This is a genomic window from Asaia sp. BMEF1, assembly GCF_051628905.1.
In the GTDB taxonomy this organism is placed as follows: Bacteria; Pseudomonadota; Alphaproteobacteria; order Acetobacterales; family Acetobacteraceae; genus Asaia.
The window spans coordinates 417,841-438,123 of sequence record NZ_CP157575.1 but is presented as its reverse complement, the minus strand read 5'-3'; the positions used below and the strand labels follow the sequence as shown (position 1 = coordinate 438,123).

Annotated in this window: 16 protein-coding genes and 1 tRNA gene; 11 read left to right on the top strand and 6 right to left on the bottom strand. The window is 58.4% G+C overall.

Annotated features, from left to right (window positions below; all coding sequences use genetic code 11):
* Positions 1-42 precede the first annotated feature (42 nt).
* From ABHV46_RS01845 to ABHV46_RS01830, 4 genes are all read left to right on the top strand, one after another.
* A complete protein-coding gene (locus ABHV46_RS01845; protein WP_438382477.1) occupies positions 43-972 on the top strand; it encodes a mitochondrial fission ELM1 family protein in 930 nt (309 codons plus the stop codon).
* 44 nt (positions 973-1,016) lie between these two features.
* Positions 1,017-2,903, top strand: a complete 1,887-nt coding sequence (locus tag ABHV46_RS01840) for a hypothetical protein (RefSeq protein WP_438382476.1) — start codon at positions 1,017-1,019, stop codon at positions 2,901-2,903.
* A 67-nt stretch (positions 2,904-2,970) separates the two neighbouring features.
* Positions 2,971-3,045: transfer RNA gene (locus ABHV46_RS01835), tRNA-Val, on the top strand.
* Between the two features lie 1,897 nt (positions 3,046-4,942).
* Complete coding sequence (locus tag ABHV46_RS01830; protein WP_438382475.1) at positions 4,943-5,254, top strand: transposase; 312 nt, start codon at positions 4,943-4,945, stop codon at positions 5,252-5,254.
* Between the two features lie 107 nt (positions 5,255-5,361).
* On the opposite strand, the gene ABHV46_RS01825 is transcribed toward ABHV46_RS01830, so the two are convergent.
* From ABHV46_RS01825 to ABHV46_RS01800, 6 genes are all read right to left on the bottom strand, one after another.
* Complete coding sequence (locus tag ABHV46_RS01825; protein WP_438382474.1) at positions 5,362-5,544, bottom strand: hypothetical protein; 183 nt, start codon at positions 5,542-5,544, stop codon at positions 5,362-5,364.
* Between the two features lie 588 nt (positions 5,545-6,132).
* Positions 6,133-8,634: a TonB-dependent receptor gene (locus ABHV46_RS01820; RefSeq protein ID WP_438382473.1), complete on the bottom strand. Its 2,502-nt coding sequence runs from the start codon at positions 8,632-8,634 to the stop codon at positions 6,133-6,135.
* Between the two features lie 326 nt (positions 8,635-8,960).
* Positions 8,961-10,682, bottom strand: a complete 1,722-nt coding sequence (gene ybaL, locus ABHV46_RS01815) for a YbaL family putative K(+) efflux transporter (RefSeq protein ID WP_438382472.1) — start codon at positions 10,680-10,682, stop codon at positions 8,961-8,963.
* 321 nt (positions 10,683-11,003) lie between these two features.
* Positions 11,004-12,356: an 8-oxoguanine deaminase gene (locus tag ABHV46_RS01810; RefSeq protein ID WP_438382471.1), complete on the bottom strand. Its 1,353-nt coding sequence runs from the start codon at positions 12,354-12,356 to the stop codon at positions 11,004-11,006.
* Positions 12,357-12,461: 105 nt separating this feature from the next.
* On the bottom strand, positions 12,462-12,959 hold the full coding sequence (locus ABHV46_RS01805) for a nucleoside deaminase (protein ID WP_438382470.1): 498 nt from the start codon (positions 12,957-12,959) through the stop codon (positions 12,462-12,464).
* 14 nt (positions 12,960-12,973) lie between these two features.
* Complete coding sequence (locus ABHV46_RS01800) at positions 12,974-13,867, bottom strand: aromatic ring-hydroxylating dioxygenase subunit alpha (RefSeq protein ID WP_438382469.1); 894 nt, start codon at positions 13,865-13,867, stop codon at positions 12,974-12,976.
* Positions 13,868-13,984: 117 nt separating this feature from the next.
* On the opposite strand from ABHV46_RS01800, the gene ABHV46_RS01795 reads away from it, so the two are divergent.
* The 7 genes from ABHV46_RS01795 to ABHV46_RS01765 are packed head-to-tail and all read left to right on the top strand — an operon-like array spanning position 13,985 to position 19,998.
* Complete coding sequence (locus ABHV46_RS01795) at positions 13,985-14,221, top strand: hypothetical protein (protein WP_438382468.1); 237 nt, start codon at positions 13,985-13,987, stop codon at positions 14,219-14,221.
* Positions 14,218-14,814: a Rieske 2Fe-2S domain-containing protein gene (locus ABHV46_RS01790; RefSeq protein ID WP_438382467.1), complete on the top strand. Its 597-nt coding sequence runs from the start codon at positions 14,218-14,220 to the stop codon at positions 14,812-14,814. Before ABHV46_RS01795 ends, ABHV46_RS01790 begins: the two co-directional genes overlap by 4 nt.
* Positions 14,808-15,371, top strand: a complete 564-nt coding sequence (locus ABHV46_RS01785; RefSeq protein WP_438382466.1) for a glutathione S-transferase family protein — start codon at positions 14,808-14,810, stop codon at positions 15,369-15,371. The genes ABHV46_RS01790 and ABHV46_RS01785 overlap by 7 nt, the downstream gene beginning before the upstream one ends.
* Positions 15,362-16,459, top strand: coding sequence for a BMP family ABC transporter substrate-binding protein (locus ABHV46_RS01780; protein WP_438382465.1), 1,098 nt, complete (start codon positions 15,362-15,364; stop codon positions 16,457-16,459). Before ABHV46_RS01785 ends, ABHV46_RS01780 begins: the two co-directional genes overlap by 10 nt.
* Complete coding sequence (locus ABHV46_RS01775; protein ID WP_438382464.1) at positions 16,452-18,032, top strand: ABC transporter ATP-binding protein; 1,581 nt, start codon at positions 16,452-16,454, stop codon at positions 18,030-18,032. Before ABHV46_RS01780 ends, ABHV46_RS01775 begins: the two co-directional genes overlap by 8 nt.
* Positions 18,029-19,069, top strand: a complete 1,041-nt coding sequence (locus ABHV46_RS01770; RefSeq protein WP_438382463.1) for an ABC transporter permease — start codon at positions 18,029-18,031, stop codon at positions 19,067-19,069. The genes ABHV46_RS01775 and ABHV46_RS01770 overlap by 4 nt, the downstream gene beginning before the upstream one ends.
* Positions 19,066-19,998 carry an ABC transporter permease gene (locus ABHV46_RS01765; protein WP_438382462.1) on the top strand — a complete coding sequence of 311 codons (933 nt, stop codon included), beginning with the start codon at positions 19,066-19,068 and terminating at the stop codon, positions 19,996-19,998. Before ABHV46_RS01770 ends, ABHV46_RS01765 begins: the two co-directional genes overlap by 4 nt.
* Positions 19,999-20,283: the final 285 nt, after the last annotated feature.

Sequence of the window (20,283 nt, the reverse complement as noted above, 5' to 3'; positions counted from 1 at the left end):
TGCTTCTTGCCAAAGTTCTGCCGGTGAAGGAATTGTTGAGTTATGAGTGTAGCCATCATTGCTGAAGATTTTGCCGGAATGCGCGCCCAGGCGAGCGGTCTCGTTGAACGTGCCGGGCTGGACTGGCATTTCCACCCGGTCAGGATCGAGGGAATCTGGCGGCGTTTGCCTACAAGATTTTGTCCCGCTCCGTTGCGAGCGACGGCTCCGATCGATCTGCCATCGAGCACCGGTCTTCTGGTAAGCGTCGGCGGCACAGGCGGCGCCGTTGCGGCGGCGGTCAGGAAGCGGACAGGATTGAAACTGGTTCAGATCCAGAACCCGCGCATGGCGGCGCATCATTTCGACCTGATTATCGCCAATGTTCACGACGCCATTGCCGGGCCGAATATCGTATCGGTGCGCACTGCGCTTCATGGAATGACAAAAGTGAAGCTCGACCTCGCTCGCGTGCACTGGCACGAGCGCCTTACGGTGCCTGGCAAGGCGTTGCTGAGCGTGCTGATAGGCGGGGCAAACGGTCGGTTCAGCTTTGGTGTCGATGACGCAAACACTCTTGCTGACAGGCTTATCGGGATTATGGGCCATGCCGAAGTGGCGGTGGCCCTGACGCCGTCGCGACGCACCGATGCCGGGGCGCTCGCTGTGCTGAAAGCGCGCCTCGCCTCCCACCCGGCCTGGATATGGGACGGGGAGGGCGAGAACCCCTATCACGGACTCTTGGCCTGTGCGGATGCGATTGCCGTGACCACCGATAGCGTCTCAATGATCTCGGAGGCAGTCGCAACAGAGGCGCCGGTGATGATCATAGATCTGCCAGGACGCTCGCGTCGCATTTCCGCCTTCGTCCAGACTTTGGCAGAGGCCGATAGGGTCAGGCCCTTTACTGGCGAATGGGCACCCTGGGCAGTCACGGCGCTTGACGATACCGGCCGAGGGGCAGATGAAATGATTCGGCGTCTCGCTCTCTGACACGGGTGCGGGGTCCGCAACGAAGAAACGGGTACAGGACGACCATGCTCGATATCATCACCTTCGACGCTCAGGGCGGCGGAAACATCCTCTACAAGGCGCTTGCCCATCCGGTGGCAAGCGAGGCCCTCGAGAGGTTGGAAACGACACTGGCAGAAGGGGGCGCTTTCGCGGTTTATGACCCGGCTAACTGGTTGCGAACACTGGTCGCGCTCTACCCCGGCTTCAAACCGAGTGCCGGTGTTTATACGCATGACAGCGAGCAGGTCGGTCAGCCAGACGGGCTCGGTGGCACGAAGCAGGCCCTGACCGACCTCGCCGCCGGTGAGGCGACAACCGTGCTCGCGCTTTCATTCGAGCATGAGAAAATGCTGTCGCGCCTTGCCCGTGTGACGCACGCCAACCAGCAGGTGCTTTCGCTCGAGCCCGCCAAGCTACCGGACTGGATGCTGAGCAACCCGCGAAACTATCTCGACAAACTCAATTTCGCGACGAATTTCGCCTTTTTCCGCGACGATTCACGCTTCAGCACGCGTCTCGTGACGGCTAATTACTGGTGCAATTACGACGCGGTCGATGTGCGCTACTGGATGCGTCTTTATGACGACAAGGGCGTCATTCTTGCCGAATGGCAAGAAGAAGTGCCCGATGCGCCTGCCGGTATTGTGGTCGATAGCGCCGTCATACGTGAGCGTTTCAATCTGCCCGCGTTCTGCGGACAGCTTTTTATCCATGTTCTGGGCGCGCGCGGGCACGATGTCGTCAAATATGCGCTCGACACCTTTGGCAAGAACGGCGAGCCAAGCCTTTCTGTTACCCATGATGCGAATGCCTGGCCGTCACCGCGTTTTGCGACGCTCCCCGCCCCGCGCGAGGCTGAAAAGCTGGTGCTCTGGATTCAGAACAGCCACGCAACGCCGATTCCGGCTGGGGCGATCACCATCAACCAGATGGGCGAGGAAGAGCATTTTGCCGTGCCTGTCGAAATCGGTCCGTTTTCGACCTACGCGCTTGATGTGGGAGCGCTCGTCACGGGCATTTCCTGGCCTGCGCAGCTCGAACTGCGCTCGGGAAACCATCTCGTCAGACCACGCTACGAGATTACGCAGGGCGCCCTGACACGTATTGCGCATCTCAACGTGGAGCGCCGCGATCTGTCGCCCGAGCCCTCGTTGCGCAAGCTGCCAAAATCGATGGGCCGGGGCTTCGTGCTGCCTTTCCCCATTCTCGACCCGACGCAGTTCACGAGCGTCGTGCAGCCGAACCCGATGTCTGAGAAAATTACCAGCCTGCCGCTGCGGCTCGATATTTTCGATGAATCGGGCGCGCTGCTCGGGCAGAAATTTCTCGGCAATCTGCCGCGCAATCATGAGACCGCTATCGCCTTGCACGAACTGACCGATCGTGCCGGTCATGCCGATCTCGTTTACGATTTTCGTGATGGTGGCGAAGGTGACGGCTGGCTGCACGCCCTCATGCGTTATGAGAACCGCGAAAATGGCCACTCAGCCGAGACAAGTTTCGGCGGTCATATCTTCAATACGCTTATGACTTGGCGTTCCGAGCCGCAATCCTATTCCGGGCCGCCGCCTGGTCTGACGACGCGTCTGTTTCTGAAGCTGGGTCAGGAAGAGCATGAGAGCTTCTCCTGCCTCATCCATCCGGCGTCGGTGGAAGGCACTGACCCGTCCGAAACCCTCCTTCATCTTTACTCGAATGCCGGTGTAGAACTGGAGCGCCGCAAGATCAGTATCAACCCGTCAGGGTCGTTCATGGTCTGGCCGCATGAGATTTTCGGCGTTGATAAACTCGCCGAAGCAGGGATCGGTGGTTACGTGCTGATCCGTGACATGTCGTGCCGCCTGTTCGGTTATCACGGCCAAAGAAACGGCGCGGGTGGTTTTTCGCTAGATCATATGTTCGGCTTCTGATCAGGTTTTTTCGTTTTGCATCTTGTCGCGTCTCTCGCCCTTTGCTAGAGACGCGTCACCGCAGGATGGGTGCGTAGCTCAGCGGTAGAGCACTGCCTTCACACGGCAGGGGTCACAGGTTCAATCCCTGTCGCACCCACCATCCTCACCCGCAGAAATCAGCCGTTTTTTGAGACTTAGCCTTGATAGGCACCAGTCCGTTTCGGTCTATTCCGGTATGCTTCGAGCCGAGTCATATCGTGTCAAGCTGTGCCAGATCCGTGCCACTTTTCGGGAGTCGCTTTCCCTTGTACTGCCCCGCCAGAACGTGCGATTCTGCCCCCTCGCGCTGGGAGGGTAAAACCGGCTCAGTAACTGGACGCTTCCCAGAGTATCCAGCGGGCGAAACGCCCATTTTCTCATCGTGGTGTTGATAGATAGGGGCGGCTTTCCGGCCGCCCTTCGCTTGTGGGCTGTTGTCGTCAATGGTGATTGACGACTGTGTAGCCGCGGATATTGGTGGCAACCACGAAGATCGCACGCCTCGCATCTGGTCGATGAGCGTATCTGCGTATTCGTTCTCAGGCGAAAGGCCAGCGACGCCAATCCAGTCCTGCCAAGACGCGAGGCCATATTTCCAGACAAAGCTCGTCTTAAAAGAGTTACACCTGGACCACGCGGTCTTATAGTGCGGGCGTTCGATATTACCACGAACGAGTGTGTTCCCAAGCATCTGCTTCCACTTGATTATCAAGATTGGTGGTGTGCTAATGCAAAAAAGTATTTACTCTGTGAGAAGAGATTTGACCCCCAAGACGCCCCCGACCAAAGGCTCGTTGGAATATTATATCCAGGAGAGAGAGTTTTCAGAGCTCATATTGAGCAAAGTGAGTATGCCTCTCAAGATTATATTATCGATCATATCTGTAGTTACGATATCATTGCTTACATTTTGGGTTCTATATCACTTCGTACATTTCGAATTTATGTACAAACATAGAACGCACGCGCAAGATATCAAATTTGTCTTGTTCATGATCGTGGTCTTGATGCCGATCATGATCGTGGGCTTATTGTGGATATGCGTTTATTACTCGAAGTATTATTGTATTTTTATGATAGATAAAATCAATCGCAGAAAATAGCTACGGGTGAGCCGTTCGTTCAGCCGTTGGGTGGGAGAGAGTGAGATGTTAACCAAATCCGCGTTGATCCGCTAACTTTGGTTGATTCCCCACGCATGTTCTTTCTTTGTTCTCACCTATGACAGACCTGACCCGAGCCACCGAAGAAGACGTGCATTTCGTGATCCTCATGGCGCTCAAGCTAGATGACCGCGGCAGGCATCGGCGGCTGAACGCCAAGATGAGCAGCCAAGAGGGTTGCCGCCCGTCAACGATGATCGAAAACGTGGCTGCTTAGACGACCGGCTCTGACCCTAAACAAGGCTCCGGATTACTCAATAGCTTGGACGACGCCAGAGAAATCAGCTCCGCATCAACGCCTTCGCATCTAAGTTCAGAGGCAGTGGCCGTTGACCCAAACCCATTTTCCCGGATTGGTCGGGTCAACTCCGCGACACCAATCCTGCGTCCCTTGGGTCGTTGATGTATGCGTGTTTGCGAATGATGTCGAAGCCCTTGAGGTCAGAGCGTTCGAGTAAGCGTGAGGTGCAGCCATCATGGTGCTGATAGCGAGAGCGGCGGTCAACAGTTTCTGCATGACTAAGACTCCTACCGCTTTATTGCGGTAACGGAACGTATCACTTTTATCTTTGAGTAAACAAGTATGCATGTAACGTCAGTCTGACTGACAGTTGATGTTTCCAGCGGCTGGTTCGCCGACGGGCTCAAGAACCCAGAATGGCGGCATCGACAGCCTTAGTCTGCTTTAGCGCAGCAGCGATCTGCTCGATCATTGGAGTACCGCCTAATTTGGTCGCGGCGACCGCGCCCTCGATCACCGGAATAAGGTTCGGTATTTCTCCGACAGGACCTACGACGCTGTACACGATTGAGGCGGTGTGACCCAAAGGCAAAAAACCGCTACGCAACCTGCGCTTGACGATATCGGCGATCTTATGGCGTCACCAGAACGGCGCAAAATGGCGATCTTTTCCTTTGGAGTTCGGCCCGTGGCGGACCGCAGTTCAACTTTTCATTCGCTGGGCGAAGCTTGGTGTGTGGGAGGCACTCTTCGAACAGGTGAAAGACCTGGATCCAGCCTTGGGTATGGTCTTTTTCGACGGCACGAACATCAGGGCGCATCACAAGACGGCAGGGGCCGTAAAAAGGAGGAATTCGGAAAAAACCGGAGCCATTGTCAGGCACTTGGCCTTTCGCGCGGAGGCTTTAGCAGCAAGATCGGCGTAGTGACCGACGGACGCTAGAAAGCCCTGTCACCTACCCTGACCCCGGGGCAGGCGCACGAACTGCCATATGCCATATCGAACCCGAAGTTTTGAGGGTGGAACCCTCCGTCAACGCATGAGAGAGGCAATACCGCTGATCTTGTCTGCAAGAGCAGCGATCATGTGCCTGATCTCGTCAGGGGTGGAAGACTGATCTGCTGCGATATTAAGGCGCTCTACGTCATCGCTCAGTTCTCCCATCAGCTCACGAATTTCGACATTTATTCCGCTCTCATCGTTATCATGGCGCATGGTGATACCCTTTGATTGTATATCCGTGCGTAACACAGCGATTTGTCCACGAGCGTTTCTAAAAGCGATTTCTCACGTAGTTGTCAGCGCAGGTGGATAACGTTGGAAGAAGGCGGCAGCGTGAACTGACATCACAAACTTGTCTACCGGGCATGTCCGGAAAACGCCTCTGCGTATCTTGGCCATAGAGACCTTCTGTTCAAAAACACGGCACTTTTACCGTGCAATCGGCAGGACGATGAAGCTCTTTAGATTCGCTTCGAGGCGAGACTACGGCTTATCCGTCATTTAAATCCGCCATCTTTATACTTTGGTTCGGCGTTCCGTTTCGCTCATCATGGTGTGTCATCTAGCCACCTGGGGAAAGGACTGTCTGTAACCTCGATCAGACGGCCCGCTCGGCGGCCTTATCGGAGACAGTGATAGAACAGCGATTGGGCTATATAGACTTGTTGTCGACAACCGCCTGCATCCATCGGTCCTGCCCGGAGCGTCAATCTCGGGGCAGGCTCGGTGGATCAGAAGAAGATATCGGAGCGCTGAGTGATTGGGAGTCGCTATCCAGCGTCGGAACCCGTCAGACCCCTATCAGAACTCGCTGCTCAACGTCGCCAGCGCGGCAAAAGGCGAAGCGATCTTGTAGCTGGGGGCGGATCCCGCAATGGTCTTGCCAAAGACGCCCGTGGTCGCGTTGGCGTTGGCCTGTGGCGACTGGACCCAGTTCAGGTAGCGATTATCGCTGATATTCTGCAGGTTCAGACGCAGCACGGGGCTTTTGAAGATGCTGACTTTCGGAAAGCGGTAGCCGAGCCCGATATTCATACGCACATAGCCGGGAATGCTCTGGTCGTTCATGAATGTCGCATATTGGCGAGCAACATATTTCAGGTTGAAATTAGCAAAGCGCTTACCGTCGTCATAGTCGAGGCCGAAACCGACCTGCCAATCGGGGGCCTGTGGCGCCTTCTTGCCAGCACTGCGCACATAATCGGCACCCGAGCCGGAACCGGCAGGAATATTGCTGTCGGTCACAGCATGGAGATATTCGACCGAAACATAGGGCCGGATATTATGAAAAGGCCTCGTGCCGAATTCCGCGTCGAAGCCGTCGGAATGCATGCCGCCAGCATTGATGTTGGTGGTGTAGAATGCACCCGAGGCTGGGTCCTGAATGGACTGTGTGTAGAGACGGTTGGTGAAATTGTAGTGGAAATAGGTGAGGGCTGTTGAAATCAGGTCGTCCTGATAGCGCCAGCCTGCCTCCTCTGAAATCGAAATCTCGGCTTTCTGGTCGGGGTTTGCGAGGGTCGAATACAAACCGGTCTTCTGGTTGAAGCTGCCTGAATCGTAGAGCGCGTAATTCTGCGGCATGCGGAAGTTCGTCGAGACAGAGACGAAGACCTGATTATGCTGGTCGATCTTGTAGCGTATCGCAGCGGTAGGCAGTGCCTGATTGTAATCGGTGGTGACGTATTTGCTGCGCACATCGGGCAGATAATTTGTGCCGGAGCGTTTGACGATCGAATATTTCAGCCCGGCATCTATGGTGAGCTTGCCATGCAGCAATGTGAGGCTGTCACCGATAAAGGGCGTATGCACCTGAGTCTGGGTCAGGGTGTTTCGATACTGGGCCTTTGCGCCGTTGCTCAGCACTACGTTGTTTTCGTCGCCCCATTGGCTCAGAGGTGTGCCGTCGGCGCCGACAAAGCTGTAAGGCGCAGTCTGACGCTGCTTGGCGTATTCGAACCAGTAGCCAACCATCAGGCGGTTAACGCCTGTTGTAAGGGTCAGCTTGGTCGTGGCACCAGGGCGATAGGTTTCGGTCAACGATGGATTATAGAGCACCTGCATGCCCTTTCCGGCGCCATTGATCGTTCCGGCGAGGGTCTGCTTGCCGTAAACGAACTTGGACATGTCGGTATATTGCGCGCCGCCGCCATTGCCGTAGCCGTACCAGAAATACGGGGTCTCGGTGAGCACGAGATGATCGTTCAGTTTGAACGTCGAGGGCATGGACGCATAGATATTGGTAAAGGGGTTGGGGCGCGTCTTGTAGTAATTGACCGATCCGGCTTTCGCAGGGACGTAGTAATTTGATTCATAGACCGTATTCGGCGGGTCAGTAGGCGACAGGCCGCTCGAGCCGACCGGATTGGTCATGCCGGTGCCCCATTTATTCCAGCTCGCCTTGGTCACATTTGGGTAGGCGTTGTTCTGGATATTATTGCCGACCACGGCCAGGGAGACGCGATTGCCATCGCCCCAGTCATTCACGATCTTCATTTCGCCATGCTTCTTGTTATCCCAGCCGGGGCCACGCCAATGGTCCTGACGTCCCTGCGAATAGGAGAAATAGGCGCGTAGATTGGTGTCGCCTATGCGGCCGGTATCGAAGCGTAGAAAGCCGCGTGTCGCATTGAACGACCCGTAGGTAATGTCGACCATACCACCCATCTTGTTCTTGGGGTCGATCATGTACATGTCGACTACACCACCCGATGAGCTGATATGGGGGCTGTCGAGATCGGCCGATCCCTGCGCCAGACGCACAGTCTTGAGGTTTTCGGCGTCGACAATTTCCTGCGGATAAACCGCGAAATTGCCAATATCGTTGATCGGGAAACCTTCGAGCGTGAACCCCATCTGTGATTCGGTAAGACCGCGTACCGATAGATTGCCACCCGTCATGCCAAGCGGGTCTGTGTCCGAGACATTGGCGCCGGGAAGAAGGGCGATGAGCTGCATCGGGTTGAGTGCTGGATTCTGCTTGGCAATGAAGTCACGCGTGATTGCAGAGACGGATTTGGGACTGTCTGACGGTGTCATCAGGCCGCCACCGAACGCGCGTCTGGTGACGCCATCGCCGTAATTATGTCCGGTCACTTCGATGCGCTCATCGGTCGGTGCCGTAGCACCCAGCATCGACGGCGCCGTCGATGTTGCCTCCGCGTGGCGTGGGGTGCCGCTCTGCTCGGTATGACGGGGTTTTGCGGCCGTAGAAGCGTGTGCGGGCTCCTGAGCCCGCGCGTCGGGCAGCAACGAAGCCATCAGAGCTGTGGTGCCACAGAGAAGCGCCATGCGTGAGAACATTGTGTCGATCTTCCAAACCCAGAATCAGAATTCAGCAACGTTCGGTTACAGTTCCGCGCGTTCAGGATCAGAAAGGAGGGTTGAGGCCTCGATCAGGTCAGTGCGGAACCGTGACATTTGTCACTGTTGAGCACTGTTTACGGCTTAAGATATGACAGCAATGTGAAAACCCGGCGTGCCTCATTTCGATCCTGACGACTATGTCAGAAAAGCCACAATTGACATATTTCGTCACATAGCCCACCGAAAGAATCTACTCCGGAGAACCCTTTCCGGGTTGCGCAGGCGCCTTGTGTCTCTTCTCAGGACGAGACCGGCTCGACCGCCTAATCAGCTGACGGGTCGCTCAGCGGGGGGCGTGAATCGAAGGGAAGATCGCCCGCTGTCATGGCAAGCATGGCGAGAGCCATTTCGCGTTCACCCATGATGACGTGATCGGCGCCAAGCTCCTTGAGATGCTCTACGGCACTATCAAAATGGGCACGGGCGATGACCGTGAGATCGGGATTGATTGCTTTCGCCTGAGCGATGATTTGACCGGCCTCGAAAGGCTCGGGAATAGCGACCATCAGAAGGCCCGCCTTGTCCAGCGCCATGGCTTTCAGAGTCCGAGCTTCAGCGGCATTGCCCACCAGGAGTTCGATCGTCTCGCTGGCGGCAAAGTTGTCCGCCAGCTTGCCCGTTTCCACCACCAGCACGGGCCAGCCTGCCTGGATCAGGCCCTCGACCACGAGCCGTCCCACCCGACCGCAGCCCACCACCACCGCGTGGTTCTCGAGATGAGTGGGAGTAGGCGGCGGCAGCAGAATGCCGGCCTCATCCTGCGAGGGCACGACGGGCGTCACACTATGTCGGGTGATCCAGGCTTCGATGCGCTGTGTCGCCATGAGGATAAACGGATTGATCAAAATGGACAGAATCGACGCACCGAGAATCAGATCCTGCGCACGGGCGTCGAGCACCCCCATTTTCATGCCGAGCGCTGCAAGAATGAATGAAAATTCACCGATTTGGGCGAGCCCGCTGGCGATGAAGAGCGTCGTGTTCCAAGGCTGGCGCAGCAGACGCAAAATGACGATGACGGCAAGAGGCGTACCGACCAGGATCACCAGAAAGGTCAGGAGCAGCGGTAACGGCTGCCTGATCAGGACAAGCGGGTTGAACAACATGCCGACCGAAATGAAGAACAGCACGGCAAATGCGTCGCGCAAGGGGAGGGTCTCGGCGGCAGCTCGATGAGAAAGTTCGGACTCGCTCAACACCATGCCTGCGACGAAAGCACCAAGCGCGAAGCTGACATCGAACCACTCAGTGGCGATAAAGGCGACGCCCAGCGCCAGCGCCAGCAGGGCAAGACGAAAAAGCTCACGCGAGCCGGTATGGGCGACGTAGTGCAGAATGGCCGGTATCACGCGGCGCCCGATCACCAGCATCAGCGCCATGAAGGCCGCGACCTTGCCCAGAGTCAGGACAATGGTGAGCGCGAGACTTGGGATATTGATTGCCTCATGCGCCCCGCTTTTCATGATGGGGGCGAATAGCGGCAGCAGAACCAGTGCCAGAACTGTCACCAGATCCTGAATGACCAGCCATCCGACCGAGAGCCTGCCTCTCTCCGTCTCGATCAGCCGCTGCTCCTGCAACGTACGCAAAAGCACGACGGTACTTGCGACGCTCAATGCGATGCCGAAGATGATGCTGGCGCCAATAGACATTCCAAGAAGCCAAGCAGAACCTGCGCCGATGGAGACTGACGCCACTACCTGAAGTAGAGCGCCCGGCACTGCAATGGCTCTGACCGAGATTAGGTCCTTGAGCGAGAAATGCAGCCCCACGCCGAACATCAGCAGGATAATGCCTATTTCCGAAAGCTCGGAGGCGAGGGGTTGGTCGGCCACATAGCCCGGTGTGAAGGGGCCGACCGCAATTCCGGCAAGCAGGTATCCTACCAAAGGGGAAATTTGTATCCGTTGGGCGATAGTGCCAAGGATAAAGGCGAGCCCCAGACCAATAACGAGTATGCCGATCAGGGGCGTATCATGGCTCATAGGAGGCTCGGATCCCGAAATTTCGAAAAAATGGACTATTCCATGAACATCAACGATTGAAGCCGGTTTAGCAATCGGCCCGATCAAAGAACCTGCTCGTGCCGACAGGATTGGAGCCGTCCGAAATACTGTATCAAGCGACAAACTATTGCCGCTTGACCCCGTGATTTGCCTCGAAATTGCCCGGCGCTACGGGGCAGTACGGTTTTTTCTCTTATGCCTCGCAAACGACGCATGACGAGGCGCGGTTTCCCGTAAAGACGTCGATCACGCAAGGTTTAACCCTCTGTGTGGTTTGCGCCCTCGCGATAACGCCCCGTATCAGTCGAGTTTCTGCATGCGCCTCGCTGCCCGCTCGTGATCGCGAAGTACTGTTTCCAGCCCGCTCTGGCAGGGTTGACCATCCGAAACCAGAATGCGGCCATTGACGATGGTGTACCAGGCTGTCGCAGGGGCACAGCGCAGCAGGGCTTCGACCGGATCGCTCAGCGCACCGGCGCGCGATACGGCGGGGAGTTGCCAGATCACCAGATCCGCACAGGCTCCCTGACGCAGGTGACCGATTTCGTTCTCCCAGCCCAGACAGGCCGCTCCGCCTCTGGTCGCCATATCGAGCGCGTCTCTTGCCGTCATGGAATGCGGGCCGTTGCGATAACGCCCCAGGAGAAGCGCCATGCGGGCCTCAAGCCAGAGAGACGCGTGATCGGTCGAGGCCGAGCCGTCGCAGCCCAGACCGACTTTCATTCCGCGCCGGCGCAGATCCATCGCGTCGGCCGAGCCACCGCCAATCATCATGTTCGAGCATGGGCATTGCGCGGCGCAGACGCCCTTATGGGCGAGGCGATCGATCTCATCGCCAGTCGGATAGATGTAATGCGCCACCCAGGAGCGATGGCTGGCCCAGCCGGATCGCTCGAAATACTCTGTGGGGGTGCAGCCATAGACCTCCTTGCAATAAACGTCTTCGTCATGATCCTCGGCTAGATGGGTATGAAGCCGCACGTCATGGCGTTCGGCCATGAGCGCGCTCTCTTTCATGATCGTCTCGGACACGCTGAAAAGCGAACACGGAGCAAGGGCGACGCGCGTCATCGCGCTTGGATTGGGGTCGTGATAGAGGCCGATCAGGCGTTCGCTGTCTTCAAGAATGACGTCTTCGCTCTGAACCACGCTGTCAGGGGGCAGCCCGCCATCCTTCACCGAGCGCGTCATGGAGCCGCGCGTGGCGTGAAAGCGAAACCCGATATCCTTTGCCGCCCGAATTTGCGCGTCGATCAGTCTGCGGCGGGGATGGACATAGTGATGATCCATCGACGTCGTGCAGCCACCGAGCAGCAATTCGGTCATGGCGACATAGGATGAGAGATAAACACTCTCTTCGTCCAGCGTCGCCCAGAGCGGGTAAAGTCCCTGAAGCCATTCGAAAAGCGTGCCGTTGACGACAGGCGCATAGGCGCGGGTCAGGTTCTGATACATGTGGTGATGGGCATTCACCATGCCCGGTGTCACCAGTCTCCCTCCGGCGGAAAGAACGCGGGCTGCGTGTGGCATGGGGGCTGTCATGGCGCCATAGGCGGCGACACGTCCATTTTCGAGATGGATCCAGCCGTGTGGAATTTCGAGGCCGCGATCGAGATAGAGACAGGCATCGGTGACAAGCAGAGAGGGGGACATGGAAAACACCTTTCGGAAGAAAGAGAGAGTTATCCGCGCTGACCCTGTCCCGGGCCTGCGGCCACCCGGATCGTCATCTCATAAAAAGAGCGGGCTGAAAAAAGCCTAGGGCTGCTCTTGCCAGAAGCTGCGCTGAAGGGCTGCGGCTTCCTCCTCCAGGAGAGGGCCGATCACTTCGGTGGCGGTCTGGCCTGCGGCAAAGACGCTGCGACAGGGGAGATCGAGCGTCGGGTTTTCTGGATGCGCGCCGGTCATGGCTTTCAGATGCGCTTCGGACTGACCGTAAACCACGCGCCCTATCCCCGCCCAGTAGATGGCGCCTGCGCACATGGCACAAGGCTCGGCGGAGCTGTAGAGCGTGAAGCCACGAAGGCGTTCGGGTGCGAAGGATTTGCTGGCGCGGCTAGCCAGAAGACGTTCTGCATGGGCTGTCATGTCATGGCCCTCGGCGCTGTAGCCATTGCCCTGGCTCATGACGAGTTCGCCCCGATCATCGACCAGAACCGCACCGAAGGGGTGATCGCCCGCAAGCCGAGACTGGTTGGCGACTTCAAAGGACTTACGCAGGAATGCCAGATCGGCTTCCTTCACTGTTCCGGTCATGATGTTGCCTTCAATCATGAGAAAGATGTGTGGCTTTGCGTCGCATTGCCGCTTGGTGCGGCGCCAAAAGTGACGCCTTGCGCCTTGAGCCAGCGACGATACGCCACTGAAGAGCGGTCGGCCAAAGTCGGTATCTCGCTTGCCGCATCGAGCGGCATGGCCACGGGACGCTGGTTTTCGAGAATGACCCGGTCCTGAAGAAAGATCATTTGTTGAAACTCTACCAGAGCATCGTGGCTGGACTCGTTATCGAGCAGAAACATGACGGGATGCGCGCGGCAGGTGCCGGGTGTCATGGGCTGAACGAACAGCGCAATGACATCCTTGCGTTCCGGGTCGTCGGGGCTGGTTTTGTAAAGCAGTGTCGAAAACGGGGCGGCGATACGATATATGTAATCCGTCATCAGCCCGCCTTCGGCCGAGAGAGCGGCCTGAGGCTGAAAGAAGCGGCATTCCGTGGCCCAGATTTCACGGCCTTCCTCGCGTGTCTCGACGGCATAGCGTTCGACTTCCGTATGGGGCTCTGCCCCCAGAATATCGGTGTGAACGAAGGGGAAATGCGCCATGTCCAGAAAATTCTCGACCACACGCAGGCCCGACGCCTTGACTGCGATAGAGCCGCAGCAGACCAGATTTCTGTCAGGTTCATCCGCCTCAGGAATGCGGGGTATCAGGTCGTCGGAACCGGGATCCGCGTCGAGCGTGGTCCAGAGAAGCCCGTAGCGGGCGCGGCTCGGCAGCAGATGATCGCCGCAACGGGCTTCGGTCTGTCCGCATTCGTCGAGGCGATAGCGCACGGTCTCGCCGAGAAGGCAGGTCTCGACGGCGGTGTTCGTCAAAGTTTCGACCATCCCAAGAGGATACCATTGCCGCGTGGAGACCGGATCGGCGCTTTGTGAACCCTGCATCCTGCCGATCCTCTCATTCGTTGCGTGCCCGGTTACATTAGTAGCGGTATTTCCCTTGTCAAAAAAATTATTACTGGCAGGATCGTGGCCAATGCCAGCATCCGACCCGGAGAAGGAATGACCAGTTCGATCACGTTGCATCTTTTCGGTCGTTTCGATGTCGCGGCGTTTCGGGAGTTCGCCGAAAGCCGGGCGCGTCTTCTGTGTATCGACATGACTCCGGAACGGATGGAAGGTCATGAGATCGTTTTCCTGCTGCGCGGGGCTCATGCGCTTGTCGGCATGTTCGTGATGGCCTGCGTGATCGGTCCTGCCAGTTGCGTTGTCTCGCGCTGGCGAGAGGCGGAGGCATGATCCCGGTCGCGCTGTCGATGGATGTCGTTTTCGGCGATATCGTGCCCGTGCGTCATGAAGGGCAGGAACTTGTGCTCTGGCGTGACGAAGAGGGCATGGTTCATGGCTGGGAGGATCGCTGTCCGCATCGCGGCGTTCGGCTGAGCCTCGGTTTCATACGCAATAACCGGCTCGCCTGCCTTTATCACGGCTGGCAGTACGATCGGGAAGGGCGTTGCAGGGCCATCCCGGCTCATCCCTCACTCAACCCGCCCTCGACCATCCGCACCCGCAATTTCCATGTCGAGGAGAAGGCCGGACTGATCTGGATCGCGATGGAAAATGAAGTGGACCGACCGCTCGTACCCGCAGCGGAAGGTACCTGGCACGGGGTGCGCAGCCTTGCCATACGCGCGAAGCTGGCGGCGTTGCGTGAGGCGCTCGTTCTGAATACGGGGCAGTGGCGCCAGTCTTCCGATCGGCTTCTGGCGTTACACAGCCCCGAGGAGGGTGTCACTATGGTGCATCTGGCTGTGAATGATGTGTCCGCGCGTGCCAAAGCGGCGGCGTGGCTGCTCGATCTGCGTGATTCCCTGGAAGAAATACGATGCTGAGTCTTAATGGCTGGGTGATGGATGAGCGCAGCTATGCGGCGCGTCTTGCCGCATCTCTGCTTGCTATTCCGCTCACGATCCAGACCGATCGTCGCGCCGAAATCTTCGGTCCAACGCTAGGCGATGGAGAGGGCCTCTATTGCGTCGGGCTCTATGAGATATTGCATCATTTTTCCCGTCTGCCCACTGTCGAGAGCCTGTGGCCGGAGGCCGATTCACGGCAGGCGCTCGAATGGGCTCTTGAGGCTCTTGAGAGCTTCTCGCAGGCGCGGCGTCAGGCCCTTGGTGCGACAATGCCCGAAGAGGCGGAAACGGATGCGGTGACGTTGATTTTTCGTGCGCTCGAAGATCGTTTGAGCGCGGCGTACCTCGCAGGGCAGGAATGGCTCTCCGGGGCGTCTATCGGCTTCATCGATATTACCGTCTTCCCGGTTGCCGGTTTGGCGCGCGATCTCGGTATCAGCATGGATCTGTATCCCGCCATCAGGCGCTTCGTCAGAAAGGTGAGACAATTGCCCGGTTTCGTTACCATGCCCGGGATCGCCGCGTGTCATTGAAGCCCCGGTCGCTCCTGACCCGCCGCTCCCTACTTGCGACAGCCCCGCTCGCGGCCTTGCCTCTCGCAGCAGCGGCCAAGCCGCGCTTTGCGCCTATTGCCGAAGCAGATCTTCTCGTGGCTTTCGGTCATACCAGCCCCGTCAACGATGGCGGCTGGTCGCAGATGCACGACAAGGCCATACGGGCGCTCAAGGTGCATTTTCCTAAAATGCGCTCGCTCTATGTCGAAAGCGTACCCTATTCGGCCGATGCCACGCGCCTGTTTCGGCAATTCGTTGCCGAAGGCGCACAGATGGTCATTTCGACCTCGAATTATGGAGACTTCATCAAGGACGTTGCCGATCAGGCGCCCGATGTCGGGTTTCTGGAATGTGACGGCAATGCGGTTACAGGCAATCTGGCGTGGTATTACATCACTCATTGGTATGCCAGCTACGTGATCGGCATCGCCGCAGCGCGTCTGAGCCGCAACGGGCGCCTCGGTTATGTGGCGTCTTTCCCTACTTCCTCGGTCATCGCCAGTGCCAATGCCACGCTGCTGGGCGCGCGCTCGGTCAACCCCGAAGCGACCATGCGCGTCATCTCGATCAATTCCTGGTTCGACCCGCAGGCAGCGGCGTCGGCAGGGGCCGCGCTGATCGATAGTGGCTGCGATTTCCTGTGCGGCATCATGGATGATCCCGGCTATCTGCGTGTCGCCGAAGAGCGCAATGTCTGGGCGGCCATGTGGAACACCGACATGCGGCAATTCGGGCCAAAAGCCTATGTCAGCTCGGTCGTGCTCGATTTCGAATCTTATTATCGCGAGACCATCGCTGCCCGTATTGCAGGGACATGGCGCCCTAGGGGCACGTTCCTGACCCTTGGCCACGGGGTGGATCGTGACGCCTGGGGCGCCCGTGTGCCGCTTGCGGTACAGCGAGAGGCCGATGCCGCGCGTGATCGGATGCTGGCAGGCTGGTCGCCTTTCGTTGGACCGATCAAGGATTCGAACGGACAGATACGCGTCCCGGCAGGCCAGACCATGACCGATATGGAAATCTTTCACTGGAATTGGCAGGTCGAGGGAGTGTCGGGGCTTGTCTGACTTCCTTCATCATCCCGAGACCCGTCCTGCAGATCTGCCCGCAGGGGCGCCGCCGCTTCTGACGCTCTCGGGTATCGCAAAATATTTCCCCGGCGTCGTCGCCAACAAGGATGTCTCGATCGATTTCTACCCTGGCGAAATTCACGCTCTGCTTGGCGAGAACGGGGCCGGAAAATCGACCCTGATGAATATCGTGACGGGTCTTTACCAGCCCGATGAGGGTGAGTTGATTCTCGACGGGTATGGCGTTCGTTTCGAAAGTCCCGAGGCGGCGATTGTCGCCGGGATCGGCATGGTGCATCAGCATTTCAAGCTGGTTTCGCGCTTTACGGTTGCGGAGAATCTGGCGCTTGGCTGGCGCGAGACGGGTTTTCGGTTCTCGGCTTCGGCCATGACGCGTCGCGCAGAGGCTGAAGCCACGCGCTTCGGTCTCGATATCAGACCGGGTGCGAGTATCGACAGCCTGACGTCGGGCGAGCAGCAGCGTGTGGAAATCCTACGTGTTCTGTCGCGTGGTGCAAGGCTGCTGATTCTCGATGAGCCGACAGCCGTGTTGAGCCCGCTAGAGGTCGGTGAGCTTTACGCCGCGCTGCGTCGCTTTCGCGATGAAGGTGGCGCGGTCATTCTGATCAGTCACAAACTCGACGAGATCATGGCGTTAGCCGATCGTGTCACCGTGCTTCGTCATGGGCGTGTCTGTGGCACGCATCTCGTTGCACAGACTGATCCCGCAACGCTCGTGACAGAAATGATCGGGCGTCCCGTCGAGCAGAAAAGCGACTATCCGCGCAAGACGGAGCGAACTGACGACGAGACGGTGATCGTGCTCGATAACGTGTCCTGTCGTGACAGGGCCGGGCAGGTTCGTCTGCATCCGTTGTCGCTCGAGATCCGATCAGGCGAAATTCTCGGCATTGCCGGGGTTACGGGCAATGGTCAGTCGGAGCTGTCCGATCTTCTGACGGGGTTACGTTCCTCCGAGACCGGTCATGTTCGCGTGGATGGCAGGGACATGCGTGGGCGCGGCCCGAATGCCTTTCGCGAGGCAGGGATCGGCTATGTCCCCGAAGACCGCCTGCACAAGGCACTGGCACCTGCGCTCGGTGTGACCGAAAACGCCGTCATGCGTCTGTTTCGTGCCAGTCCGATCGGTGGGCGGCTGGCCTATCACGCTAACGAGGCGCTACGCTTTACCCGCTCGTTGCTCGAGCGGGCGCAGGTCAGTCTCGCCGATCCGTCGACGCCTATTCGCGCCTTGTCCGGCGGTAATCAGCAGCGTCTTGTTCTGGCGAGAGAACGTATGATCAGTCACCGGGCGCTTGTGGCTTCCTATCCGAGCCGGGGTCTCGATATCGGGGCTATCGCCCTGATGCGCGAAACCCTGGCCGATATCCGAGACGAGGGCAGGGCGGTGGTGCTGGTGTCGGAAGATCTCGATGAGCTGATGGCGCTGTGCGATCGTATTGCCGTGTTGTGCGGTGGCAAATTGATGACTGTCGTCCCCAGAGGCTCATATGATCGCGGTCGTATCGGCGCGTTGATGAGCGGTCGGAACGGGGAGGCGCTGTCATGAGCCGTCGTATCCGCCTTTCGGTCGTGCCGCCCCGACGGATTTTCGTCGGTCGGGCTCTGGCCCTTTGCTTTGTGTTTCTGGTGCTGGCCTTCGTGCTGATGCTGCTTGGTCTGCAACTCGGCATGGTTGCGAGGCTTGTCGTGACATCCACGTTCGGCACCGAATTCGGGCTTGAAAACCTCGCTCTCTACATGACGCCTCTGCTCATGACGGGGGCCGCTGTATGGCTGGCCTTGCGTGCCGGGCTCTGGAATATCGGCGCTGAAGGGCAGTTTCTCGCCGGAGCGACGGCGGCGACGGCAGTCGGGCTTTTTCTCCCGCTTCCGGTCTTGGTCACTCTGCCGCTTGCCGCTGTCGCGAGCATACTGGCCGGAGCTTGCTGGAGCGCCGTTCCGGCTGCCGGGCGGGCCTGGCTCGGTGTGAGCGAGATCATCACGACGCTGCTTCTGAATTTCATTGCGTCTTATCTGGTCTATTATCTCGTGACAGGCCCCTGGGCCGATCGTGTGACGGGCGCGCAGGTTTCGAGCGAGCGCATTCACGCTGCGATGCCTGCCCTTTACGGCGTCGTTCACTGGGGCGGCCCTCTGGCCCTGGCTTTGGTTACGGCACTCGGTCTCCTGCTCGGTCGCAGCCGCTTCGGTTACGAGCTGACACTGAGCGGGTCCAACCCCGAGGCCGCGCATTACGCCGGGGTATCGGTGGCGCCACGCCTCTTCCTGGCGCTTGTTTTCTCGGGTGCGCTCGCCGGTCTCGGCGGCATGATGGAGGCGCTTGGTACGGTGCATCGCCTTCAGGGCGGGCTGGCCCATGGCTATGGCTATCTGGGTATCGTCGTGGCGCTGCTGGCACGGCAATCGGCACTGGCGCTGATCCCGGCGGCGTTTCTCATGGCCGTCATTCTCAATACCGGCATCGTGCTTCAGACGCTTCAGGTCAGTGCGTCGTCTGTTCTGGCGATTACCGGGCTGCTGGTCTTCGCGATTGCCGTCAGCGACGAGCTTGTAGCCTATGTGCGGCTGGAGACGCAGAAATGACCCTCTGGATTTCTCTCGTCCTTCATGCCTTGGCCTATGGAAGCATCCTCGCCCTGGCCGCACAGGGTGAAGTTCTGGCCGAGCGGGCTGGAGTCATCAATCTCGGCGTAGAGGGGTTGATGGCTCTTGGGGCCGTCACGGCAGTTCTGGCTGCCGATGCGACGCTGTCGCCCTGGCTTGGATGCCTAGCAGCCCTCGCTGTCGGAGCCGGTGGGGCACTCGTGCTGGGACTTGCTACGGTCAATGGATCGGCCAATCAGACGCTGTGCGGCGTGGCCCTGACTTTTCTGGGTCTCGGGTTGAGTGCGGTGATCGGACACAACGTCGCCGGATTGCCTGTCGCGGCGAGTTTCGGCTCATGGCCAATTCCCATCCTGTCGCATCTGCCGCTCATCGGAAAGTTTTTCGATCAAAGCCCGTTTGTCTATCTCGCTTTTGGGCTTCTGCCGCTTCTTTGCCATGTGGGGTTGTTTCGCACCCGACTGGGTCTCAGCCTGAGAGCGGTGGGCGAAAATCCCGGTGCAGCCGATGCTGTGGGTATTCCTGTCAGGCGTTTTCGCCTCTGGGCGGTGGTGATCGGTGGCGCGCTTGCCGGTCTTGCTGGTGCAGACATGACGCTTTCAGTCATGCCGGTATGGTCCGAGGGGATGATCGCCGGGCGGGGCTGGATCGCGGTCGCGCTTGTCATCTTCTGCGGCTATCGGCCTGTCTTTGCAGCGGCCTCATCGCTTCTGTTTGGGCTGGTCATGTCGCTCAGTTTCTTTGGGCAGGCGCAGGGATGGCCCATTCCTCCGGCCATTCTCAACATGACGCCCTATCTCGGGACGATCCTGTTCATGATTGTCCCGGCCATGCTTTTGCCCGGCATGCGGCGCCTGATGGCGGCACCTGCGGCTTTGGGTACGCCGTATTTCAGGGAGGAGCGCTGAACACAGGGCTCTGGCGTCCGGGTTCGCTACGGCCCGACCGCCTCGCGGGACAACCAGCGCGCCTTCTCGGTTCGGTTGTTCATCACCGTGTCCAGGCTCGACGCATCGCGACTGCCGGGCTGCTAGCCGTACACCGATGTGGCGAAGCTGCGATCGGGACGGCTTGGCCCCTTGCCTGTTTCGATGTGCCTGTCGATGACGTCGTTGCAACAGCTCGTCTCTGCGGTCCTCGCGCCTCAAGTCATGGACGGAGCGACGAAACCGGGGGGCGGGCGGCGCAAGGCG

Excerpts from the sequence above, each read along its gene's own strand:
- ABHV46_RS01795 (WP_438382468.1), top strand. The coding sequence starts at position 13,985 with ATGACCAGTTCGATCACGTTGCATCTTTTCGGTCGTTTCGATGTCGCG.
- ABHV46_RS01845 (WP_438382477.1), top strand. The coding sequence starts at position 43 with ATGAGTGTAGCCATCATTGCTGAAGATTTTGCCGGAATGCGCGCCCAG.
- ABHV46_RS01825 (WP_438382474.1), bottom strand. The coding sequence starts at position 5,544 with ATGCGCCATGATAACGATGAGAGCGGAATAAATGTCGAAATTCGTGAG.
- ABHV46_RS01810 (WP_438382471.1), bottom strand. The coding sequence starts at position 12,356 with ATGTCCCCCTCTCTGCTTGTCACCGATGCCTGTCTCTATCTCGATCGC.
- ABHV46_RS01790 (WP_438382467.1), top strand. The coding sequence starts at position 14,218 with ATGATCCCGGTCGCGCTGTCGATGGATGTCGTTTTCGGCGATATCGTG.
- ABHV46_RS01840 (WP_438382476.1), top strand. The coding sequence starts at position 1,017 with ATGCTCGATATCATCACCTTCGACGCTCAGGGCGGCGGAAACATCCTC.
- ABHV46_RS01770 (WP_438382463.1), top strand. The coding sequence starts at position 18,029 with ATGAGCCGTCGTATCCGCCTTTCGGTCGTGCCGCCCCGACGGATTTTC.
- ABHV46_RS01800 (WP_438382469.1), bottom strand. The coding sequence starts at position 13,867 with ATGCAGGGTTCACAAAGCGCCGATCCGGTCTCCACGCGGCAATGGTAT.
- ybaL (WP_438382472.1), bottom strand. The coding sequence starts at position 10,682 with ATGAGCCATGATACGCCCCTGATCGGCATACTCGTTATTGGTCTGGGG.
- ABHV46_RS01820 (WP_438382473.1), bottom strand. The coding sequence starts at position 8,634 with ATGTTCTCACGCATGGCGCTTCTCTGTGGCACCACAGCTCTGATGGCT.
- ABHV46_RS01785 (WP_438382466.1), top strand. The coding sequence starts at position 14,808 with ATGCTGAGTCTTAATGGCTGGGTGATGGATGAGCGCAGCTATGCGGCG.
- ABHV46_RS01765 (WP_438382462.1), top strand. The coding sequence starts at position 19,066 with ATGACCCTCTGGATTTCTCTCGTCCTTCATGCCTTGGCCTATGGAAGC.
- ABHV46_RS01805 (WP_438382470.1), bottom strand. The coding sequence starts at position 12,959 with ATGACCGGAACAGTGAAGGAAGCCGATCTGGCATTCCTGCGTAAGTCC.